This window comes from Pseudomonas sp. FeS53a (assembly GCF_000931385.1).
Classification (GTDB): domain Bacteria; phylum Pseudomonadota; class Gammaproteobacteria; order Pseudomonadales; family Pseudomonadaceae; genus Metapseudomonas; species Metapseudomonas otitidis.
The window spans coordinates 183,942-199,724 of record NZ_JYFT01000002.1; the positions used below are offsets into that span (position 1 = coordinate 183,942).

The 15,783-nt window shown below is 67.8% G+C and carries 20 protein-coding genes; 9 read left to right on the plus strand and 11 right to left on the minus strand.

Annotation, left to right across the window (positions count from 1 at the left end):
* Positions 1 to 38 precede the first annotated feature (38 nt).
* Entirely contained in the window at positions 39 to 521 is a 483-nt protein-coding gene (locus SZ55_RS00730) for a GAF domain-containing protein (protein WP_044399702.1), read from the minus strand.
* Entirely contained in the window at positions 521 to 1,408 is an 888-nt protein-coding gene (locus SZ55_RS00735) for an ATP-binding protein (protein ID WP_044399705.1), read from the minus strand. Before SZ55_RS00735 ends, SZ55_RS00730 begins: the two co-directional genes overlap by 1 nt.
* A 94-nt stretch (positions 1,409 to 1,502) precedes the next feature.
* Between SZ55_RS00735 and SZ55_RS00740 the strand changes: the two genes are divergently transcribed.
* The gene (locus tag SZ55_RS00740; RefSeq protein ID WP_044399708.1) at positions 1,503 to 3,830 is read left to right on the plus strand and encodes an ATP-binding protein; all 2,328 of its coding nucleotides are present in this window, start codon (positions 1,503 to 1,505) and stop codon (positions 3,828 to 3,830) included.
* Here SZ55_RS00740 and SZ55_RS00745 read toward each other — a convergent pair.
* The 3 genes from SZ55_RS00745 to msrB all read right to left on the minus strand — a co-directional run bounded on the left by SZ55_RS00745 (position 3,811) and on the right by msrB (position 5,282).
* Entirely contained in the window at positions 3,811 to 4,284 is a 474-nt protein-coding gene (locus SZ55_RS00745) for a MarR family winged helix-turn-helix transcriptional regulator (RefSeq protein ID WP_044399711.1), read from the minus strand. The genes SZ55_RS00740 and SZ55_RS00745 overlap by 20 nt on opposite strands.
* Complete coding sequence (locus SZ55_RS00750) at positions 4,281 to 4,766, minus strand: glutathione peroxidase (RefSeq protein ID WP_044399714.1); 486 nt, start codon at positions 4,764 to 4,766, stop codon at positions 4,281 to 4,283. The genes SZ55_RS00745 and SZ55_RS00750 overlap by 4 nt, the downstream gene beginning before the upstream one ends.
* A gap of 120 nt (positions 4,767 to 4,886) precedes the next feature.
* On the minus strand, positions 4,887 to 5,282 hold the full coding sequence (msrB, locus tag SZ55_RS00755) for a peptide-methionine (R)-S-oxide reductase MsrB (protein WP_044399717.1): 396 nt from the start codon (positions 5,280 to 5,282) through the stop codon (positions 4,887 to 4,889).
* Between the two features lie 182 nt (positions 5,283 to 5,464).
* Between msrB and SZ55_RS00760 the strand changes: the two genes are divergently transcribed.
* The 4 genes from SZ55_RS00760 (at position 5,465) to htpX (ending at position 8,853) form a co-directional block, all read left to right on the plus strand.
* Positions 5,465 to 6,676: a pyridoxal phosphate-dependent aminotransferase gene (locus tag SZ55_RS00760; RefSeq protein ID WP_044399719.1), complete on the plus strand. Its 1,212-nt coding sequence runs from the start codon at positions 5,465 to 5,467 to the stop codon at positions 6,674 to 6,676.
* A 13-nt stretch (positions 6,677 to 6,689) separates the two neighbouring features.
* Positions 6,690 to 7,436, plus strand: a complete 747-nt coding sequence (locus SZ55_RS00765; protein WP_044399722.1) for an SDR family NAD(P)-dependent oxidoreductase — start codon at positions 6,690 to 6,692, stop codon at positions 7,434 to 7,436.
* Positions 7,437 to 7,438: 2 nt separating this feature from the next.
* Positions 7,439 to 7,891: a hypothetical protein gene (locus tag SZ55_RS00770; protein WP_044399724.1), complete on the plus strand. Its 453-nt coding sequence runs from the start codon at positions 7,439 to 7,441 to the stop codon at positions 7,889 to 7,891.
* A gap of 89 nt (positions 7,892 to 7,980) precedes the next feature.
* A complete protein-coding gene (gene htpX / locus SZ55_RS00775; RefSeq protein WP_044399725.1) occupies positions 7,981 to 8,853 on the plus strand; it encodes a protease HtpX in 873 nt (290 codons plus the stop codon).
* Positions 8,854 to 8,917: 64 nt separating this feature from the next.
* Here htpX and SZ55_RS00780 read toward each other — a convergent pair whose 3' ends face one another.
* Positions 8,918 to 9,577, minus strand: a complete 660-nt coding sequence (locus SZ55_RS00780) for a thiopurine S-methyltransferase (protein WP_044399727.1) — start codon at positions 9,575 to 9,577, stop codon at positions 8,918 to 8,920.
* Positions 9,578 to 9,679: 102 nt separating this feature from the next.
* On the opposite strand from SZ55_RS00780, the gene SZ55_RS00785 reads away from it, so the two are divergent.
* A complete protein-coding gene (locus tag SZ55_RS00785) occupies positions 9,680 to 10,447 on the plus strand; it encodes a DODA-type extradiol aromatic ring-opening family dioxygenase (protein ID WP_044399730.1) in 768 nt (255 codons plus the stop codon).
* Between the two features lie 88 nt (positions 10,448 to 10,535).
* On the opposite strand, the gene speE is transcribed toward SZ55_RS00785, so the two are convergent.
* Positions 10,536 to 11,396, minus strand: coding sequence for a polyamine aminopropyltransferase (gene speE, locus SZ55_RS00790; protein WP_044399733.1), 861 nt, complete (start codon positions 11,394 to 11,396; stop codon positions 10,536 to 10,538).
* Between the two features lie 151 nt (positions 11,397 to 11,547).
* Between speE and SZ55_RS00795 the strand changes: the two genes are divergently transcribed.
* Together SZ55_RS00795 and SZ55_RS00800 are read left to right on the plus strand one after the other, a co-directional pair.
* On the plus strand, positions 11,548 to 12,429 hold the full coding sequence (locus tag SZ55_RS00795; protein WP_044399736.1) for a DNA-3-methyladenine glycosylase family protein: 882 nt from the start codon (positions 11,548 to 11,550) through the stop codon (positions 12,427 to 12,429).
* Entirely contained in the window at positions 12,386 to 12,931 is a 546-nt protein-coding gene (locus SZ55_RS00800) for a methylated-DNA--[protein]-cysteine S-methyltransferase (RefSeq protein ID WP_177329717.1), read from the plus strand. The genes SZ55_RS00795 and SZ55_RS00800 overlap by 44 nt, the downstream gene beginning before the upstream one ends.
* 1 nt (position 12,932) lies before the next feature.
* Here the strand turns inward: SZ55_RS00800 and SZ55_RS00805 are convergent, their stop codons facing one another.
* The 3 genes from SZ55_RS00805 to SZ55_RS00815 are packed head-to-tail and all read right to left on the minus strand — an operon-like array spanning position 12,933 to position 13,916.
* Positions 12,933 to 13,493 (minus strand): histidine phosphatase family protein, encoded by a 561-nt coding sequence (locus tag SZ55_RS00805; RefSeq protein ID WP_236692370.1) that lies wholly within the window; start codon positions 13,491 to 13,493, stop codon positions 12,933 to 12,935.
* Positions 13,490 to 13,681 (minus strand): PLDc N-terminal domain-containing protein, encoded by a 192-nt coding sequence (locus SZ55_RS00810; RefSeq protein ID WP_044399742.1) that lies wholly within the window; start codon positions 13,679 to 13,681, stop codon positions 13,490 to 13,492. The genes SZ55_RS00805 and SZ55_RS00810 overlap by 4 nt, the downstream gene beginning before the upstream one ends.
* 28 nt (positions 13,682 to 13,709) lie before the next feature.
* Positions 13,710 to 13,916 carry a PLDc N-terminal domain-containing protein gene (locus SZ55_RS00815; RefSeq protein ID WP_044399745.1) on the minus strand — a complete coding sequence of 69 codons (207 nt, stop codon included), beginning with the start codon at positions 13,914 to 13,916 and terminating at the stop codon, positions 13,710 to 13,712.
* 148 nt (positions 13,917 to 14,064) lie between these two features.
* Between SZ55_RS00815 and SZ55_RS00820 the strand changes: the two genes are divergently transcribed.
* On the plus strand, positions 14,065 to 14,946 hold the full coding sequence (locus SZ55_RS00820; RefSeq protein WP_044399748.1) for an endonuclease/exonuclease/phosphatase family protein: 882 nt from the start codon (positions 14,065 to 14,067) through the stop codon (positions 14,944 to 14,946).
* A gap of 13 nt (positions 14,947 to 14,959) precedes the next feature.
* Here the strand turns inward: SZ55_RS00820 and mtnC are convergent, their stop codons facing one another.
* The gene (gene mtnC / locus SZ55_RS00825) at positions 14,960 to 15,643 is read right to left on the minus strand and encodes an acireductone synthase (protein ID WP_044399751.1); all 684 of its coding nucleotides are present in this window, start codon (positions 15,641 to 15,643) and stop codon (positions 14,960 to 14,962) included.
* Positions 15,644 to 15,783 lie beyond the last annotated feature (140 nt).

Sequence of the window (15,783 nt, forward strand, 5' to 3'; positions counted from 1 at the left end):
CACCGATCCCGGCACCGCCATGGTGCCGGGATGTTCCTTCAGCAGTCGGTCAACCGCAGGAAGATCGACGCCAGGTTCTCGATGCCCGCCTGGTCCGCCTCGCTGAAACGCCCGACATTCGGGCTGTCCAGATCCAGCACCCCGATCAGCACGCCGTTCTTCACCAGCGGAACCACCAGCTCGCTGTTGGAGGCGCTGTCGCAGGCGATATGGCCGGGGAAGGCATGTACATCTTCCACACGCTGGGTCGCGCGGGTACGGGCAGCCGCCCCGCAAACGCCCTTGTCGAAGGGAATCCGTACGCAGGCGACCTTGCCCTGGAACGGCCCGAGCACCAGTTGCTCGTTCTTGTTGAGGTAGAAGCCGGCCCAGTTCAGGTCGGGCAGCTCATTGAACAGGAACGCCGCGAACTGCGAGGCGTTGGCGATGAAATCGCGCTCGTCGGCCAGCAGGGATTCCAGTTGCGCCGCCAGCAGCGCGTAGCCGTCGAGGCCGGCACCGGCGGTTTTCAGATCGATCATCAAGCAGTCTCCAGCAGCGCCCGGCCAACCCATTGGCGGGCGAATTGATAGGCACAACGGCCGTTACGGTTGCCGCGCCCGAGGGCCCAGCGGATGGCTTCCTTCTCCAGGTTTTCATCCCAGGTCCACTCCAGCCCGGCGGTCGCGGCCAGGGAGCTGATCCAGTGGCGCACCACCGCCAGGAAGTGTTCCTGGGTGAAGGGATAGAAGGAGAGCCAGAGGCCGAAGCGGTCGGACAGCGCGATCTTGTCCTCCACCGCTTCGTTGGGGTGGAGTTCGCCGTCCACCATCTTCCAGTTCTCGTTGTCGCTCTGCTTCTCCGGCACCAGGTGGCGTCGGTTGGACGTGGCATAGAGCAGCACATTGTCCGGCGCCCGCTCCAGGGAGCCATCGAGCACGCTCTTGAGCACCCGATAGTCGCCCTCGCCCGCCTCGAACGAGAGGTCGTCGCAGAACAGCACGAAGCGTTGCGGCAGCCCGGCAAGCAGCTCCACCACGCGGGGCAGGTCGGCCAGGTGGTCACGTTCGATCTCCACCAGGCGCAGCCCTTCCCCGGCATGAGCGGCGAGCAGCGCCCGGACCAGCGAAGACTTGCCCGTGCCCCGCGCGCCCCACAACAGGGCATGGTTGGCCGGCAGGCCGTCGACGAACTGGCGGGTGTTGCGCGCCAGGGTGTCCCGCTGCGGGTCCACACCGATCAGGTCGTCGAGATCCAGGTCCAGGCTCACCTCCAGCGGCTGCAGGAAGCCGCTGCGCCCGTCGCGGTGCCAGCGCGCAGCCAGGCAGCGTTCCCAGTCGATGACCGGGCGCTCCGCCGGCAGCAGCGGCTCCAGGCGGGCCAGCACCGCGTCGGCGCGTTCGAGGAAGTCGAGCAATCGGGAATCCACGTTCCAACTCCTTGTAATAAGGCACAGCCGGATGGCTGGAAGGTGGGATAGGCTATGCTTGGCAAGCCCACGGAACAAGGCCGAATCACCCCCAATGGATATCCCGCTGACCCAACGCCTGTCGTTCAAGCAGGCCAGCCTCACCGTGCTGGTGGCCTTCATCCTCGGAACACTGCTCAGCATCATCCAGGTCGGCATCGACTACGCCAGCGAGAACGCTTCACTGGACCGGGAAATCCGCGCCCTGCTGGAAATCAGCCACAACCCCGCTGCCCGCATCGCCTACAACATCGACGCCGAACTGGCCCAGGAGCTGGTGGCCGGGCTGCTGCGCTCGCCGGCGGTGATCCGCGCCGAGATCATCGACAACAGCGGCACCGTGCTGGCCAGCGTCGGTCGTCCCGCTGCGCGCAGCGACTACCGGGTGTTCAGCGACTTCCTCTTCGGTGCCCGCCGCGAATTCCAGGACCCGCTGTTCATCACCCACGCCCCCGAGGAAGCCCTGGGCCTGCTGCGCCTGGAGGTGGACACCTTCGCCTTCGGCAACCACTTCCTGCGGCGCTCCATGCTGACCCTGGTGTCCGGCTTCGTGCGCAGCCTGTTGCTATCGCTGATCCTGCTGGTGCTGTTCTACAGCATGCTGACCAAGCCCCTGGTGGGGCTGATCCGTGGGCTCAGCGAGCGGGACACCCGTTCACCCGGCGAGAACCGCCTGCCCTACCCGCCTGGCCACGAGCATGACGAGATCGGTGTGCTGGTGGACGTGATCAACCGCCAGTTGGCCAGCCTGATGGCCGAGATGGGCCAGCGCCGGGACGCGGAGGACCGCCTCACGCAGTACCTGGCCGAACTGGAGAACATCGTCTCGGCCCGCACCGCCGAGCTGAAGGCCACCAACCGCCGCCTCAGCCAGTCCAACGCCGAGCTGGAAATGGCCCGCGCCAGTGCCCTGGAGACCGCCCAGGCCCGCGCCGCCTTCCTGGCCAACATGAGCCACGAGATCCGCACCCCGCTCAACGGCCTGCTGGGCATGCTCTCGCTCACCCTCGACGGCCCCCTGAGCCCCGAGCAACGCCAGCAGCTGACCATCGCCCACGACTCCGGCAGCGTACTGGTGGAGCTGCTCAACGACATCCTCGACCTGTCCAAGTTCGAAGCCGGCCAGCTAGAGCTGGAGGCCATCCCCTTCGACCTCGGCGTGCTGGTGGAGGACACCGCCAGCCTGCTCTCGCAGAACGCAGCGCCCGGCGTGGAACTGAGCTGCCTGGTGGACCCGCGCTTGCCCTCCCTGGTGATGGGCGACCCGACGCGGGTGCGGCAGATCGTCAGCAACCTGCTCTCCAACGCCCTCAAGTTCACCCGTGTCGGCCGGGTGGACCTGCGGGTCACGCCGGCTGGCGACCAGGGTGTGGTGATCAGCGTGCGGGACACCGGCATCGGCATCTCCGCCGAAGCCCTGCCGAAGCTGTTCCAGCCCTTCGCCCAGGGCGGCGCGGGAATCGCCCGGCAATTCGGCGGCACCGGCCTCGGACTGGCGCTCACCCGTCGCCTCTGCGAAGCCATGGAGGGCCGCCTCCAGGTGCACTCCGAAGAAGGCCTCGGCAGCCAGTTCAGCGCAGAACTGCCCCTGTTCACGGACACCCCCGCCATGCTGCCGCCGCCCCTCAAGGGACGGGTCCTGGCCCTGTGCTCTGCCGGCAGCGGCCTGTCGGACCTGCTCAAGGTCTGGCTGCCGATCTGGGGCATCCACTATGAGCGACGCAACACCGACGCTTCCCTGGACGACGGCCCGTGGGACCAGGTGATCACCGACGCCCCCGAGCAGTTGCCCCGCCTGCGCGAGGCCGGTCCGACGCCGATCCTGCTGGTCACCGGCTACGGCAGCTTCCTGCCCGCCGAGCGCGCCGCACCGCTGGCCCCGCTGCAGCAGCTGGCCCGTCCGATCTCGCGCTCCACCCTGTACCAGGCCCTGCATCGCAGCCTGCACCCCCACGAGCACACCGCCCAACCCAGCAGCGAGCAACGGCCGCGCCCGCACCACTCCGCGCGCGTGCTGCTGGTGGAAGACAACGCGGTGAACCAGCTGGTAGCCAAGGGCATGCTCAGCAAGCTCGGCTGCGAGGTACTGGTGGCCAGCCACGGCGGCGAAGCGCTGGAAGTGCTGGCGAGGGAGCCGGTGGAGTTGGTGCTGATGGACTGCAACATGCCGATCATGGACGGCTACGAAGCCACACGGCGCATTCGCCAGAGCGGCCAGTGGCCCGGCCTGCCCATCGTCGCGCTGACGGCCAACGCCCTGCCGGACGAGCGCGAACGTTGCCGCGCCGCCGGCATGGACGACTACCTGGCCAAGCCGTTCCGCCGGGAAGACCTGGTGACCCTGCTGGACAACTGGCTGCCGGCTACCCAGCCAACCCGCTGAAGCGTTCCAGCAGCTCGGAGAGCCGCGCGCGCAGCTCGACCATCTCGTCCAGGTCCAGCCCGCTGTCGCAGATCAGTTGCGCACGCAGCGCCGCCGTCTCGTCACGCAGGGCCAGCCCCGAGGGGGTGAGCGCCAGGTGCACCTCGCGCTCGTCCTGGGCCGCCCGGCGCCGCTGCACATGACCCAGCTGCTCCAGGCGCTTGAGCAACGGCGTCAGGGTGCCGGAATCCAGCATCAGCCGCTCTCCCAGGGCCTTCACCGTGGGCTGCTCGGGCGGCCGTGCCTGCCACTCCCAGAGCACCAGCATCGCCAGGTACTGCGGGTAGGTCAGCCCCAGGCGCTCCAGCAACGGCCGGTAGCCCCGGATCACCAGGCGGGAGGCGGCATAGAGCTTGAAGCAGAGCTGGTTCTCCAGCAGCAGGTCCGCCTCGGGCGGTGACGGCAACGGCTTCATTTCAGCAGCGCTTCGATCTCGGCGGTGAGTTCTTCGGGCTTGGTGGTGGGCGCGAAGCGCTTGACCTCACGACCCTCGCCGTCGATCAGGAACTTGGTGAAGTTCCACTTGATGCCCTGGCTGCCCAGCAGGCCCGGCGCCCGCTTCTTCAGCGCGACGTAGAGCGGGTGGGCCCCCGCGCCGTTGACCTCGATCTTGCGGAACAGCGGGAAGGTCACGCCGAAGTTAAGCTCGCAGAACTCCGAGATCGCCCCTTCGTCACCCGGCTCCTGCTTGCCGAACTGGTTGCAGGGGAAGCCCAGCACCACCAGGCCCTTGTCGCGGTACTGCTGCCAGATCGCCTCCAGCCCCTTGTACTGGGGGGTGAAGCCGCACTTGCTGGCGGTGTTGACCACCAGCAGCGCCTTGCCGCCGAAGTCCGCCAGGGTCTTCTGTTCGCCCTTGATGGTGGTGACGGGAATGTCGAGAAGCCGATCGCTCATGGTGCGTGCCTCAGTTAATGAAGGTCGGGAAGGGAAAGCCGCGACAAAAATAGCGCCCAACTAAATTGCACGCAATTCAATTGAGCAAAAATAAAGCCCGCCGGCGGCGGGCTTTGGCATTCAGCCCCGAGGCACGAGCTTCAGCGCCACGGAATTGATGCAGTAGCGCAGGCCGGTCGGCCTGGGTCCATCGGGGAAGACATGCCCCAGGTGCGCCTCGCAACGGGCACAGCGCACCTCAACGCGGTGCATGCCGTGGCTGAAGTCCTCCAGCTCGGCGATGGCCTGGTCGTCCACCGGCTGGAAGTAGCTGGGCCAGCCGCTGCCGGAGTCGTACTTGGCATCGGAATCGAACAGCGCCGCACCGCAGCAGGCGCAGTGGTAGATGCCGGGTGTCTTGGTGCCGTTGTATTCGCCGGTGAAGGGCCGTTCGGTGCCCCCCAGGCGGCAGACGTGGAACTGCGCGTCGGTCAGCTCTTCGCGCCAGGCTTCAAGGGGTTTGTCCAGCTTTTCCATAGGGTCACCTCGTTGCGGAAAAAAGCCCGACCCGTACCTTTTCCGGCCATCGGGCCGCACGTATCATGCGTGCCTTCGGGCGCCAGTCTGGCAGCGGCGCTGCCGGCTGCCAAGGTATCCGCCCCTTCCACTGCCCCAGCGGCCGCCCCCGGCGCATCAACACATTCGGGACCCTCAGAACCATGCAGTTCAGCAAATCCAACAAGCTCGCCAACGTCTGCTACGACATTCGCGGGCCGGTGCTCAAGCACGCCAAGCGTCTGGAAGAGGAAGGCCACCGCATCCTCAAGCTGAACATCGGCAACCCGGCCCCCTTCGGCTTCGAAGCGCCGGAGGAAATCCTCCAGGACGTCATCCGCAACCTCCCCACCGCCCAGGGCTACAGCGACTCCAAGGGCCTGTTCAGCGCCCGCAAGGCCGTCATGCAGTACTACCAGCAGAAGCAGGTGGAAGGAGTCGGCATCGAGGACATCTACCTGGGCAACGGCGTCTCCGAACTGATCGTAATGGCCCTGCAGGCCCTGCTGAACAACGGCGACGAGGTGCTGATCCCGGCCCCCGACTACCCGCTCTGGACCGCCTCCGTGGCCCTGGGTGGCGGCAAGCCGGTGCACTACCTGTGCGACGAGCAGGCCGGCTGGTTCCCGGACATCGCCGACATGAAGGCGAAGATCACCTCCAACACCAAGGCCCTGGTGCTGATCAACCCCAACAACCCCACCGGCGCCGTGTACTCCCGCGAGCTGCTGCTGGAGATCGTCGAACTGGCCCGCCAGCACAACCTGGTGATCTTCTCCGACGAGATCTACGACAAGATCCTCTACGACGAGGCCCAGCACATCTCCACCGCCTCCCTGGCGCCGGACGTGCTCTGTCTGACCTTCAACGGGCTGTCCAAGTCCTACCGCGTGGCCGGCTTCCGCTCCGGCTGGATCGCCATCTCCGGGCCCAAGCACCGCGCCCAGAGCTACATCGAAGGCCTCGACATCCTGGCCAACATGCGCCTGTGCGCCAACGTGCCGAGCCAACACGCCATCCAGACCGCACTCGGCGGCTACCAGAGCATCAACGACTTGGTCCTGCCCGGCGGCCGCCTGCTGGAGCAGCGCAACCGCGCCTGGGAACTGCTCAACGACATCCCCGGCGTCAGCTGCGTCAAGCCCATGGGCGCGCTCTATGCCTTCCCGCGCATCGACCCGAAGGTCTGCCCGATCCACAACGACGAGAAATTCGTGCTCGACCTGCTGCTCTCCGAGAAGCTGCTGATCGTCCAGGGCACCGCCTTCAACTGGCCGTGGCCGGACCACTTCCGCGTGGTCACCCTGCCCCGCGTCGACGACCTGGAGCAGGCCATCGGCCGCATCGGCAACTTCCTCAAGACCTACCGCCAGTAAAAGGAGCACCGCCATGGGCCAGCCCCGCCGCTACCTGCTCACCGGCGCCAGTTCCGGCATCGGCATGGCCCTGGCCCGCGAGCTGGCTGCACGGGGACATGACCTGGCCCTGGCGGCACGCCGGGAGGAAACCCTCCAGCAACTCGCCGAAGAGCTGCGCGCGCACCACGGTCGGAACATCGCCGTGCTGCCCCTCGACGTCACCGACTACGCCGCCTGCCAGGACGCCGTGGGCCTGGCGAAAAACGCCCTGGGCGGGCTCGACGGGCTCATCGCCAACGCCGGCATCGGCCTGGCGGGCAAGGTCGGCACGGGCCGTTTCGAGCGCTTCCAGCAGACCCTGGAGACCAACCTGATCGGCACCATCGCCTGCCTCGACGCCGCCGCCCAGCTGTTCCGCGAGCAAGGCCATGGCCACCTGGTGGCCGTGGCCTCGGTTGCCGGCARGCSSSGCYTGCCGGCAACCGCCGGCTATTCGGCGAGCAAGGCCGGGCTGATCAGCTATATGGAAGCCCTCGAACTGGAGCTGTACCGCAGCCCCCTGCGCACCACCCTGCTGCTGCCCGGCTACATCGACACCCCCATCAACCAGGGAGCAGGGCCGCGTCCCTTCCTCATCGACGTGGAGCGCGGCGCCCGGCTGATCGCCCAGCACATCGAGCGCCAGACCCGCCGCGCCTACGTGCCCGGCTGGCCCTGGGCGTTGATCGGCCGCCTGCTGCCGCTGCTCCCCAACGCGCTGCTGGCGCGAGCACTCTGACCATGGACCTGCAGATCGACGACTTCTACAAGGATTGCGCAGCCGGCATGCTGACGCTCTACCTCGCCTTCCCCCGCAAATCCGCGCTGTACGTGGAGGATCTGATCGGCCACGAAGAGCCGGACGAATTCGGCCTGCCCAGCAAACGCCACCAGGGCTGCCTGGGCGCCCTGATCTGGCTGGCCGAGGAAGGCTACATCCGCTACGAGAGCACCATCCGCTACGAAGCGCTGGACCAGGCCGTGCTCACGGAGAAGGGCTTCCTGCGCCTGTCCCGCAGCATTCCCCATGCGGTCGGCGACGAAGGCGCCCTGCCGCCGAGCGTGCGCAGGGTGCACGGCACCCTCGCCCACCAGCTGCGCGAAGCACTGGCCAGCCGCAACAGCGAACGCATCGCGCGGCTGTCACGCCTGCTGTTCAGCGGCCCCGACGGCGCGGCAGGCGACACAGTTTGAAATAAGGGTTCGGTTGAATCGCCCTCGCCCGAACCTTATATACCCCCGCATATCAAACCGCTTTCCGCCGTGAGGAGACCGCCCCAATCATGATGCGAATTCTGTTGTTCCTGGCCACCAACCTTGCAGTCCTGGTGATTGCCAGCATCACGCTGAAACTGCTGGGGGTAGATCGCTTCACCGGCCAGAACTACGGCAGCCTGCTGGTGTTCTGTGCCGTGTTCGGCTTCGCCGGCTCCCTGGTCTCGCTGTTCATCTCCAAGTGGATGGCGAAGATGAGCACCGGTACCGAGATCATCACCCAGCCCCGTACCCGTCACGAGCAGTGGCTGCTGCAGACCGTCGAGGAGCTGTCCCGCCAGGCCGGCATCAAGATGCCCGAGGTGGGTATCTTCCCGGCCTACGAGGCCAACGCCTTCGCCACCGGCTGGAACCGCAACGACGCCCTCGTCGCCGTCAGCCAGGGCCTGCTGGAACGCTTCTCGCCCGATGAGGTGAAGGCGGTGCTGGCCCACGAGATCGGCCACGTGGCCAACGGCGACATGGTCACCCTGTCCCTGATCCAGGGCGTGGTGAACACCTTCGTGATGTTCTTCGCGCGCATCTTCGGCAACTTCGTCGACAAGGTGATCCTGAAGAACGAAGAAGGCCCCGGCATTGGCTACTTCATTGCCACCATCTTCGCCGAGCTGGTCCTGGGCATCCTCGCCAGCATCATCGTCATGTGGTTCTCGCGCAAACGTGAGTACCGCGCCGACGAAGCCGGCGCCCAACTGGCCGGCACCAACGCCATGATCGGTGCCCTGCAGCGCCTGCGCGCCGAGCAAGGCGTACCGGTGCAGATGCCCGACAGCCTGACCGCCTTCGGCATCAACGGTGGCCTGAAGAACGGCCTGGCCGGCCTGCTGATGAGCCACCCGCCCCTGGAAGACCGTATCGAGGCCCTGCGCCGCCGCGGTTGATCCAACCGAAGCCAACGAAAAGGGCAGCCACTGGCTGCCCTTTTTCATTCGTCATCGCCGAGCCTCAGCCCTTACGCTGCAAGCGGAACACCGGCTCGTGCAAGGTGTCCAGGCCGCGCGAGGCGAACTTCCAGTTCTTCTCCAGCACGTCTTCCCGCTCCAGCAGCTCCACGCTCCACTCCGACTCCAGGCGCGCGCGCACCTCCTCCTCCGGCACCGCGAACGGCGGGCCGTCGAGCCGCGACTGCTCGTACTCCAGGGTCACCATCAACCCCCGGCAACCCGGCGCCAGCAGGCGAGCGAGGTGCGCGACATAGGCTTCGCGCATGGCCGGCGGCAAGGCGATGATCGCTGCCCGGTCATACAGCGCCACGCAATCCCGGGTGTCCTCGGGCGTCAGGGCGAAGAAGTCCCCCTGGAGGATCTCTACCCGCCCCGAACTGAAGCGGCGCAACGCGCCGACCTCGCTCACCTCCGGCTCCACGCCCCATTCGGCGAAGAAATCCAGCACCGCCTTCTCTGCCAGCTCCACGCCCAGCACCCGATGGCCCTGGTCAGCGAGCCACAGCAGGTCCAGGCTCTTGCCGCAGAGCGGCACCAGCACCTGCGCATCGGCAGGGAGCGCCAGGGCGTGCCAATGCCGCAGCAGCCAGGGGTTGACCTCATCGAGATGGAACCCGATCTGATTGCTGTGCCAACGTGCCTGCCAGAATGACTCTTCCACCTGATCCTCCTGATGATTCGATAGATACGCGCAGAATTTTATGCTGGAAGTCGATACGTCCAGCGCAGAACATGGCGCCCATCCTAACGGAGGACGCCCCGGATGCTACCCACCCTGTTCATCTCCCACGGTTCCCCCATGCTCGCGCTGGAACCCGGCGCCAGCGGCCCCGCCCTCGCCCGCCTGGCGGCCGAGCTGCCGCGCCCGCGCGCCATCCTGGTGGTATCCGCGCACTGGGAGAGCCAGGGCCTGAGCCTGACTGGCGCCACCCACCCCGAGACCTGGCACGACTTCTACGGCTTCCCGCCGGCGCTCTACGCCGTCCAGTACCCCGCCCCCGGCGCACCCGAACTGGCGCGCGAAGTCCAGGGACTGCTGAAGGCCGCCGGCCTGGACGCCGCCATCGATGACCAGCGCCCCCTCGACCATGGCGCCTGGGTGCCGCTGTCGCTGATGTACCCGGAAGCGGAGATCCCGGTGCTGCAACTGTCCCTGCCCAGCCGCCTCGGCCCGGCCTTCCAGACCCGGGTCGGCCGTGCCCTGGCCGCCCTGCGCGACCAAGGCGTGCTGCTCATCGGCTCCGGCAGCATCACCCACAACCTGCGGGAGCTGGACTGGCACGCGCAGGACGACCACGGCTCCGACTGGGCCCAGGTCTTCCGCGACTGGATGGTCGAGCACCTGGCCCGCGATGACGAAGACGCCCTGCATCACTACCGCACCCAGGCGCCCAATGCAGTGCGCAGCCACCCCAGTGACGAGCACCTGCTGCCGCTGTACTTCGCACGCGGAGCCGGCGGCGCATTCAGCCTGGCCCACAGCGGCTTCACCCTCGGTGCACTGGGCATGGACATCTACCGCTTCGGCTGAAGCACACCGCCATGAAAAAACCGCTGCCGGATCGCTCCGGCAGCGGTTTCTTTCATTCAGCCAGCCTCCGGAAAGGAGGCCGGGCACCTCAGTCGTTGCTGGGTTTGCCCACGGCCTGCAGCACGTACTGCGGCAGCGCGAAGGCGCCCAGGTGAACCTCGGGGTTGTAGTAGCGGGTCACGATGCCGCTGCCGGCGAAGCGCTGGCGCAGCACCTCCAGGGAGACCTTGCGGGTATCGCCCTGGGTCGCGCCCCAGGCGAAGGTCATGGCCCCGCCGATGTAGGTGGGCACCGCCGCCTGGTAGAAGTGCCAGTCGGCGAACAGGCCGTTCATGCGCGACGCAGTGGTCTGCACTTCGGCCAGTTGCATGAAGGGCGTGCCGTTCTGGGTCACCAGGATGCCGCCATCGTTCAGGCAGCGACGGCAGGCCTGGTAGAAGTTCTCGGAGAACAGCACCTCGCCCGGCCCGATGGGATCGGTGGAGTCGGAGATGATCACGTCGAACTTCTCCTCCGTGGTCGCCACGAAGCGCATGCCATCGTCGATCACCAGGTTCAGGCGCGGGTCGTCATAGGCGCCCTTGGAGTGGTTCGGCAGGAACTCCTTGCACATGTCCACCACGGTGCCGTCGATCTCCACCATGGTGATGCTCTCGACCGCCTTGTGCTTGCGCACCTCGCGCAGCATGCCGCCGTCGCCACCGCCGATGATCAGCACGCGGCGGGCAGCGCCATGGGCCAGGATCGGCACGTGGGTGAGCATCTCGTGGTAGATGAACTCGTCTGCCTCGGTGGTCTGGATCACACCGTCCAGCGCCATCACGCGGCCCATGCGCGCGTTCTCGAAGATCACCAGGTGCTGGTGCTCGGTGCGGACCTCGTGAAGCAGCTTGTCCATGCGAAAACGCTGGCCGTAGCCGTCATAGAGAGTTTCCTGGTAATCGCTCATGAGCGGTCTCCCGTAGTGGCTGCAGAAGGACGGAACAGCGGCCCGCCCGGAGAAAGGCGCGCATTCTACGACGCTCACCGTGTCAGGTCGAACCGTGGCGACGGCCGATTTTCCCGCGACAGGCCACGCCCTCAGCGGGTATCGTCGCGCCATGCAGACACCCGCCCCTCTCCTGCGCCAGGCACTGCCGTTCCAGCCGCCCTGGCACTGGCACCAGTTCCATGCCCACTTCAGCGTGCGTCGCCTGCCCGGCGTCGAACGGGTGGATGAACACGGCTACACCCGCAGCATCCGCCTGGGTGAGCTGCACAGCTGGGTCCGCGTCACGCCCACGCCCGATGCCCTGTTGCTGGAACTGCCGCACGAGGCCGCAGCGGCCCAGGCGGACATCGCCCTGCGGGTGCGGCGCATGTTCGACCTGGACTGCGACCCGCTCGCCGTTGCCGCCACCCTGGCGCAGGACGAGGTGCTGAAGCCGCTCCTGGAGCGACACACCGGGCTGCGCCTGCCGGTCGCCTTCGACCCGTTCGAACAGGCGGTGCGCACCATCATCGGCCAGCAAGTGACGGTGAAGGCTGCGGTGACCATCGCCGGCCGCCTGGTGGAGCGCCTGGGCACGCCCCTGCCCGAAAGCCCCGACGGCCTGCGCCTGTTCCCCACCCCGGCAGCCATCGCCGAAGACACCCTCCCCGGCATCGGCATGCCCGGCAAGCGGGTCGAGACCCTGCGCCGACTGGCCGCCGCCGTGGCATCGGGCGAGCTGGAACTGAGCCTGGCGGACGGCGTCGAAGCCTTCCAGGCGCGGCTCTGCGCCCTGCCCGGCATCGGCCCCTGGACGGCCCAGTACATTGCCCTGCGGGCCTTCGGCGATGCGGATGCCTTCCCCACGGCCGACCTGGGCCTGCTCAAATCCCCCCTCTGGGGTGCCGGCGGCATCAGCCCACGCCAGCTCGCCGAACGCGCCGAGCGCTGGCGACCGTGGCGCGCCTATGCTGCCGTGTACCTCTGGCACAGCTACGCAACGGAGACCTGACGTGTACTTCCGCCACCACCCCAGCCCCATCGGAACCCTGCTGCTGGCCAGCGACGAGGAAGGGCTGCGCATGCTGCACATGGACAGCGCCACGCCCTGGACACTGGACCCGACCTGGCAGCCCGCGACGCGCGAGCTGGATGACGCCTGCCGGCAGCTGGACGCCTACTTCGCCGGCAAGCGCACACGCTTCGAACTGAAGCTGGCGCCACGCGGCACGCCCTTCCAGCAGGACGTGTGGCGTGCCCTGCAGGCGATTCCCCACGGCCAGACCACCCACTACGCCGCCCTCGCCCAGGAGATCGGCCGCCCCCGGGCCGTGCGCGCCGTCGGCGCCGCCAATGGCGCCAACCCCATCGCCATCATCATTCCGTGCCACCGGGTGATCGGCCGCGACGGCAGCCTCACCGGCTTTGCTGGCGGACTGGAGCGCAAGGCCATCCTGCTGCGTCTCGAAGGCGCCCTGCTGCAGCCGGCCCAGGACCAGCTGCAACTCATCTGACTCAGTGCGGCGCGGGCACCCGTGACAGCACCCGAGGCGGCTCGCCGATCGGCATCGCCACGATCACCGCCTCGCCCGGAACCGGCGTGATGCCGGCCAGCGCGCCGATGTTCACCCCGTGGGTCACCAGCACCAGCGGCAGGCCCCGTGGCAGTTGGCTGACACGCTGGCGCAAGCGCTTCGCAGCGGCCAGGTCACCGTCGAAGTAGTCCAGCGCGTCCAGGGTCTCCACCGCCCCGAGCCCCAGCTCCAGGGCCGTTTCCTGGGTGCGGCACCAGCGCCCGGCATAGATGCGCGGCCCCTCGATCCAGTGGCGGCGCAGCAGCTGGCCCCATTGCTGGGCCTCGCGCCGGCCCTGGGCATCGAGGTTGCGCTGGGTCCGGCAGTCCTGCAGCTGGAAGCCCGCCGGATCGCCCGCGCCCGGCGCATTGGCATTGCGCAGCAGCAGGGCGGCCTGGCCGCTGCGCAGCGCCGCCCAGGCGTCATCCAGGGGTTCGGCCAGGGCCGCCAGGCAGCCCAGGGCCAGCAGGGCGCCCACCCAGGCGCGTAGCCCGCGGCTCACAAGCGCACATCGCCACGAGGGCCGGCGATGGCCCAGATGATCAGGCCGAGCACCGGCAGCAGCACGATCAGCAGGATCCACAGCACCTTCATGCCGATCTCGGCATTGCTCTTGATGACATTGAGGATGGCCCAGATATCCAGGGCCAGGATGACCAGACCGGCCAGGCTGTTGAGCAGCGAACCCATGACAACGCTCCTGTTGGGGAAAGACGGATCAGGCAGCGCCCGGGCGCCGCCTGCGCGGGCCCATCCAGGCCCAGTTGAACAGCCCGAGCACGGGGAACAGCACCAGCAGCGCCACCCACAGCCAGCGCAGCTGGCGCGGTACGTTGCTGGTCACCACGTTGTAGAGCGCCCAGGCCGTCAGCAGCAGGTAAAGTGCGCCCAGCCCGCCGTAGAAAGCAATTGCCGCTCCGCTCATGGCGTCCTCCCATGCACAGGATTGTGACGGGGGCATCGCGCCCCTGCCGCCTCAGGTGAACAGCTGGTTGGGCAGATGGCGGCGGGCAAGGTTCCGTCCATCGGCGGATGCCCTACAATCTCCCACCCGCCGCCATCAGGATGTTTCCGTGCTCAAGGCCCTGCGCTTCCACCTCAACCAGCTTGCCTGGCTTGGCCTGGTCACCCTCGTGCTCGGCCAGTTCGGTCGCTTCCACTGGGTGCTGGAGCTGTTCAGCCATTTCGCCCCGCTGCAGGCCGGCCTGATGCTGGTAGGGGCCTTTGCCAATCCGCGCAATGCCTCGTCGCTGCTGTTCGTCCTCGCAGGCGCCGGGGTGATCGGCTGGGGCCTCACCCCCTGGCCGCACGACGCGCCGGGCAGCACCGGCCAGGAACGCCGGGTGATGGCCTACAACCTGCGCCTGGACAACCCCCGCGCCGACGCCGAGGCCGCCTGGCTCAACGCGCTGCCGGCCGATGCCCTGTTCCTCACCGAAGCCACCCCTGCCTGGGGCGAACGCCTGGCCCCACTGAAAGCCCGAGAAGCCTGTGCCCGCTACCAGGACGGCCCGTTCGGCCTGGCGCTGTTCACCCGCCAACCGGTGCGCCGCTGCCAGGTGCTGGAGCCACGCGGCCTGGCTGCCTACCCCTACATCCGCGCCGAGCTGGATGACGGCACCGTGCTCTACGGCATCCACCCGCCGCCGCCCCTGGGGCCGGAACTGGCGGCAGCCCGGGACGAAAGCCTGCGCCAGCTGGCCGAACAGATCGCCCTGGAAGGTCGTGAAGTGGTGGTGATGGGGGACTTCAACAGCACGGCGTTCTCACCGCGCCTGCAGGACTTCCTGGCCGATGCCGGCCTGCGCCTCACCGCCCAGCGCGTGCGCCCCACCTGGTGGCCGGGGCTGCTGGGCGTGGACCTGATCCTGCTGCGCAGCGACCGCACGGTGAAGGCGGTGGGCGCCCTGCCCTGGCAAGGCTCCGACCACCGCGCGGTGTGGCTGGACTACTGACGAGAGGGTCGACTCAGGTGTGTGCCGGGTCGATCACCGCAAAGCTGGCCACGGTCGGATGCCCGGCCAGCTCGCCACCCTCGCGGGCCAGGCCGATGGTGGGCAGGCCGGCTTCGCGCGCCGCGTCCAGTTCCTGCACCACGTCGGAGAGGAACAGCACCTCCTCCGCCGGCAGCCCGATGGCCTCGACGATACGGCGGTAGGACCCGGCCTCCCGCTTGGGGCCGCTGGTGGTGTCGAAGTAGCCGGAGAACAGCGGGCTCAGGTCACCCGCCTCGGAACAGCCGAAGATCAGCTTCTGCGCCTGGATCGAGCCCGAGGAGTAGACGTACAGCCGATAGCCCTCGGCGTGCCAGCGGCGCAGCGCCTCGACAGCATCCGGGTAGACATGGCCCTTGAGCTGTCCGGCCCGGTAGCCCTGCTCCCAGACCATGCCTTGCAGCGCCTTGAGCGGGGTGGCCTTGCGGTCCTCGGCAATCCATTCCAGCAGGATCGCCACCACACGCTCGATGCTGGCCTCGGGCTCGCCGCTCTCGCGACGTACCGCTTCCACCTGCTCCGCCACGGCAGGCTCGGCGGCGTGCTCGCTGACGAAGCCCGGCAGGTGCCGGGCGGCATAGGGGAACAGCACGTCGAAAACGAAGCTCACGGCACTGGTGGTGCCTTCGATGTCGGTGAGGATGGCCTTGATGGGCATGCGGACTCCGGTATTTCGATATTCACAGGACCCGGCGCAATCGCAGGGCTGGATGGGCGCAGACAGACGTATCAGGCGGGTGTACCAGGTGGGCATAGGGTGGGCTTCAGCCCACCACGCTCCCTGCCCCGCCTACGGCC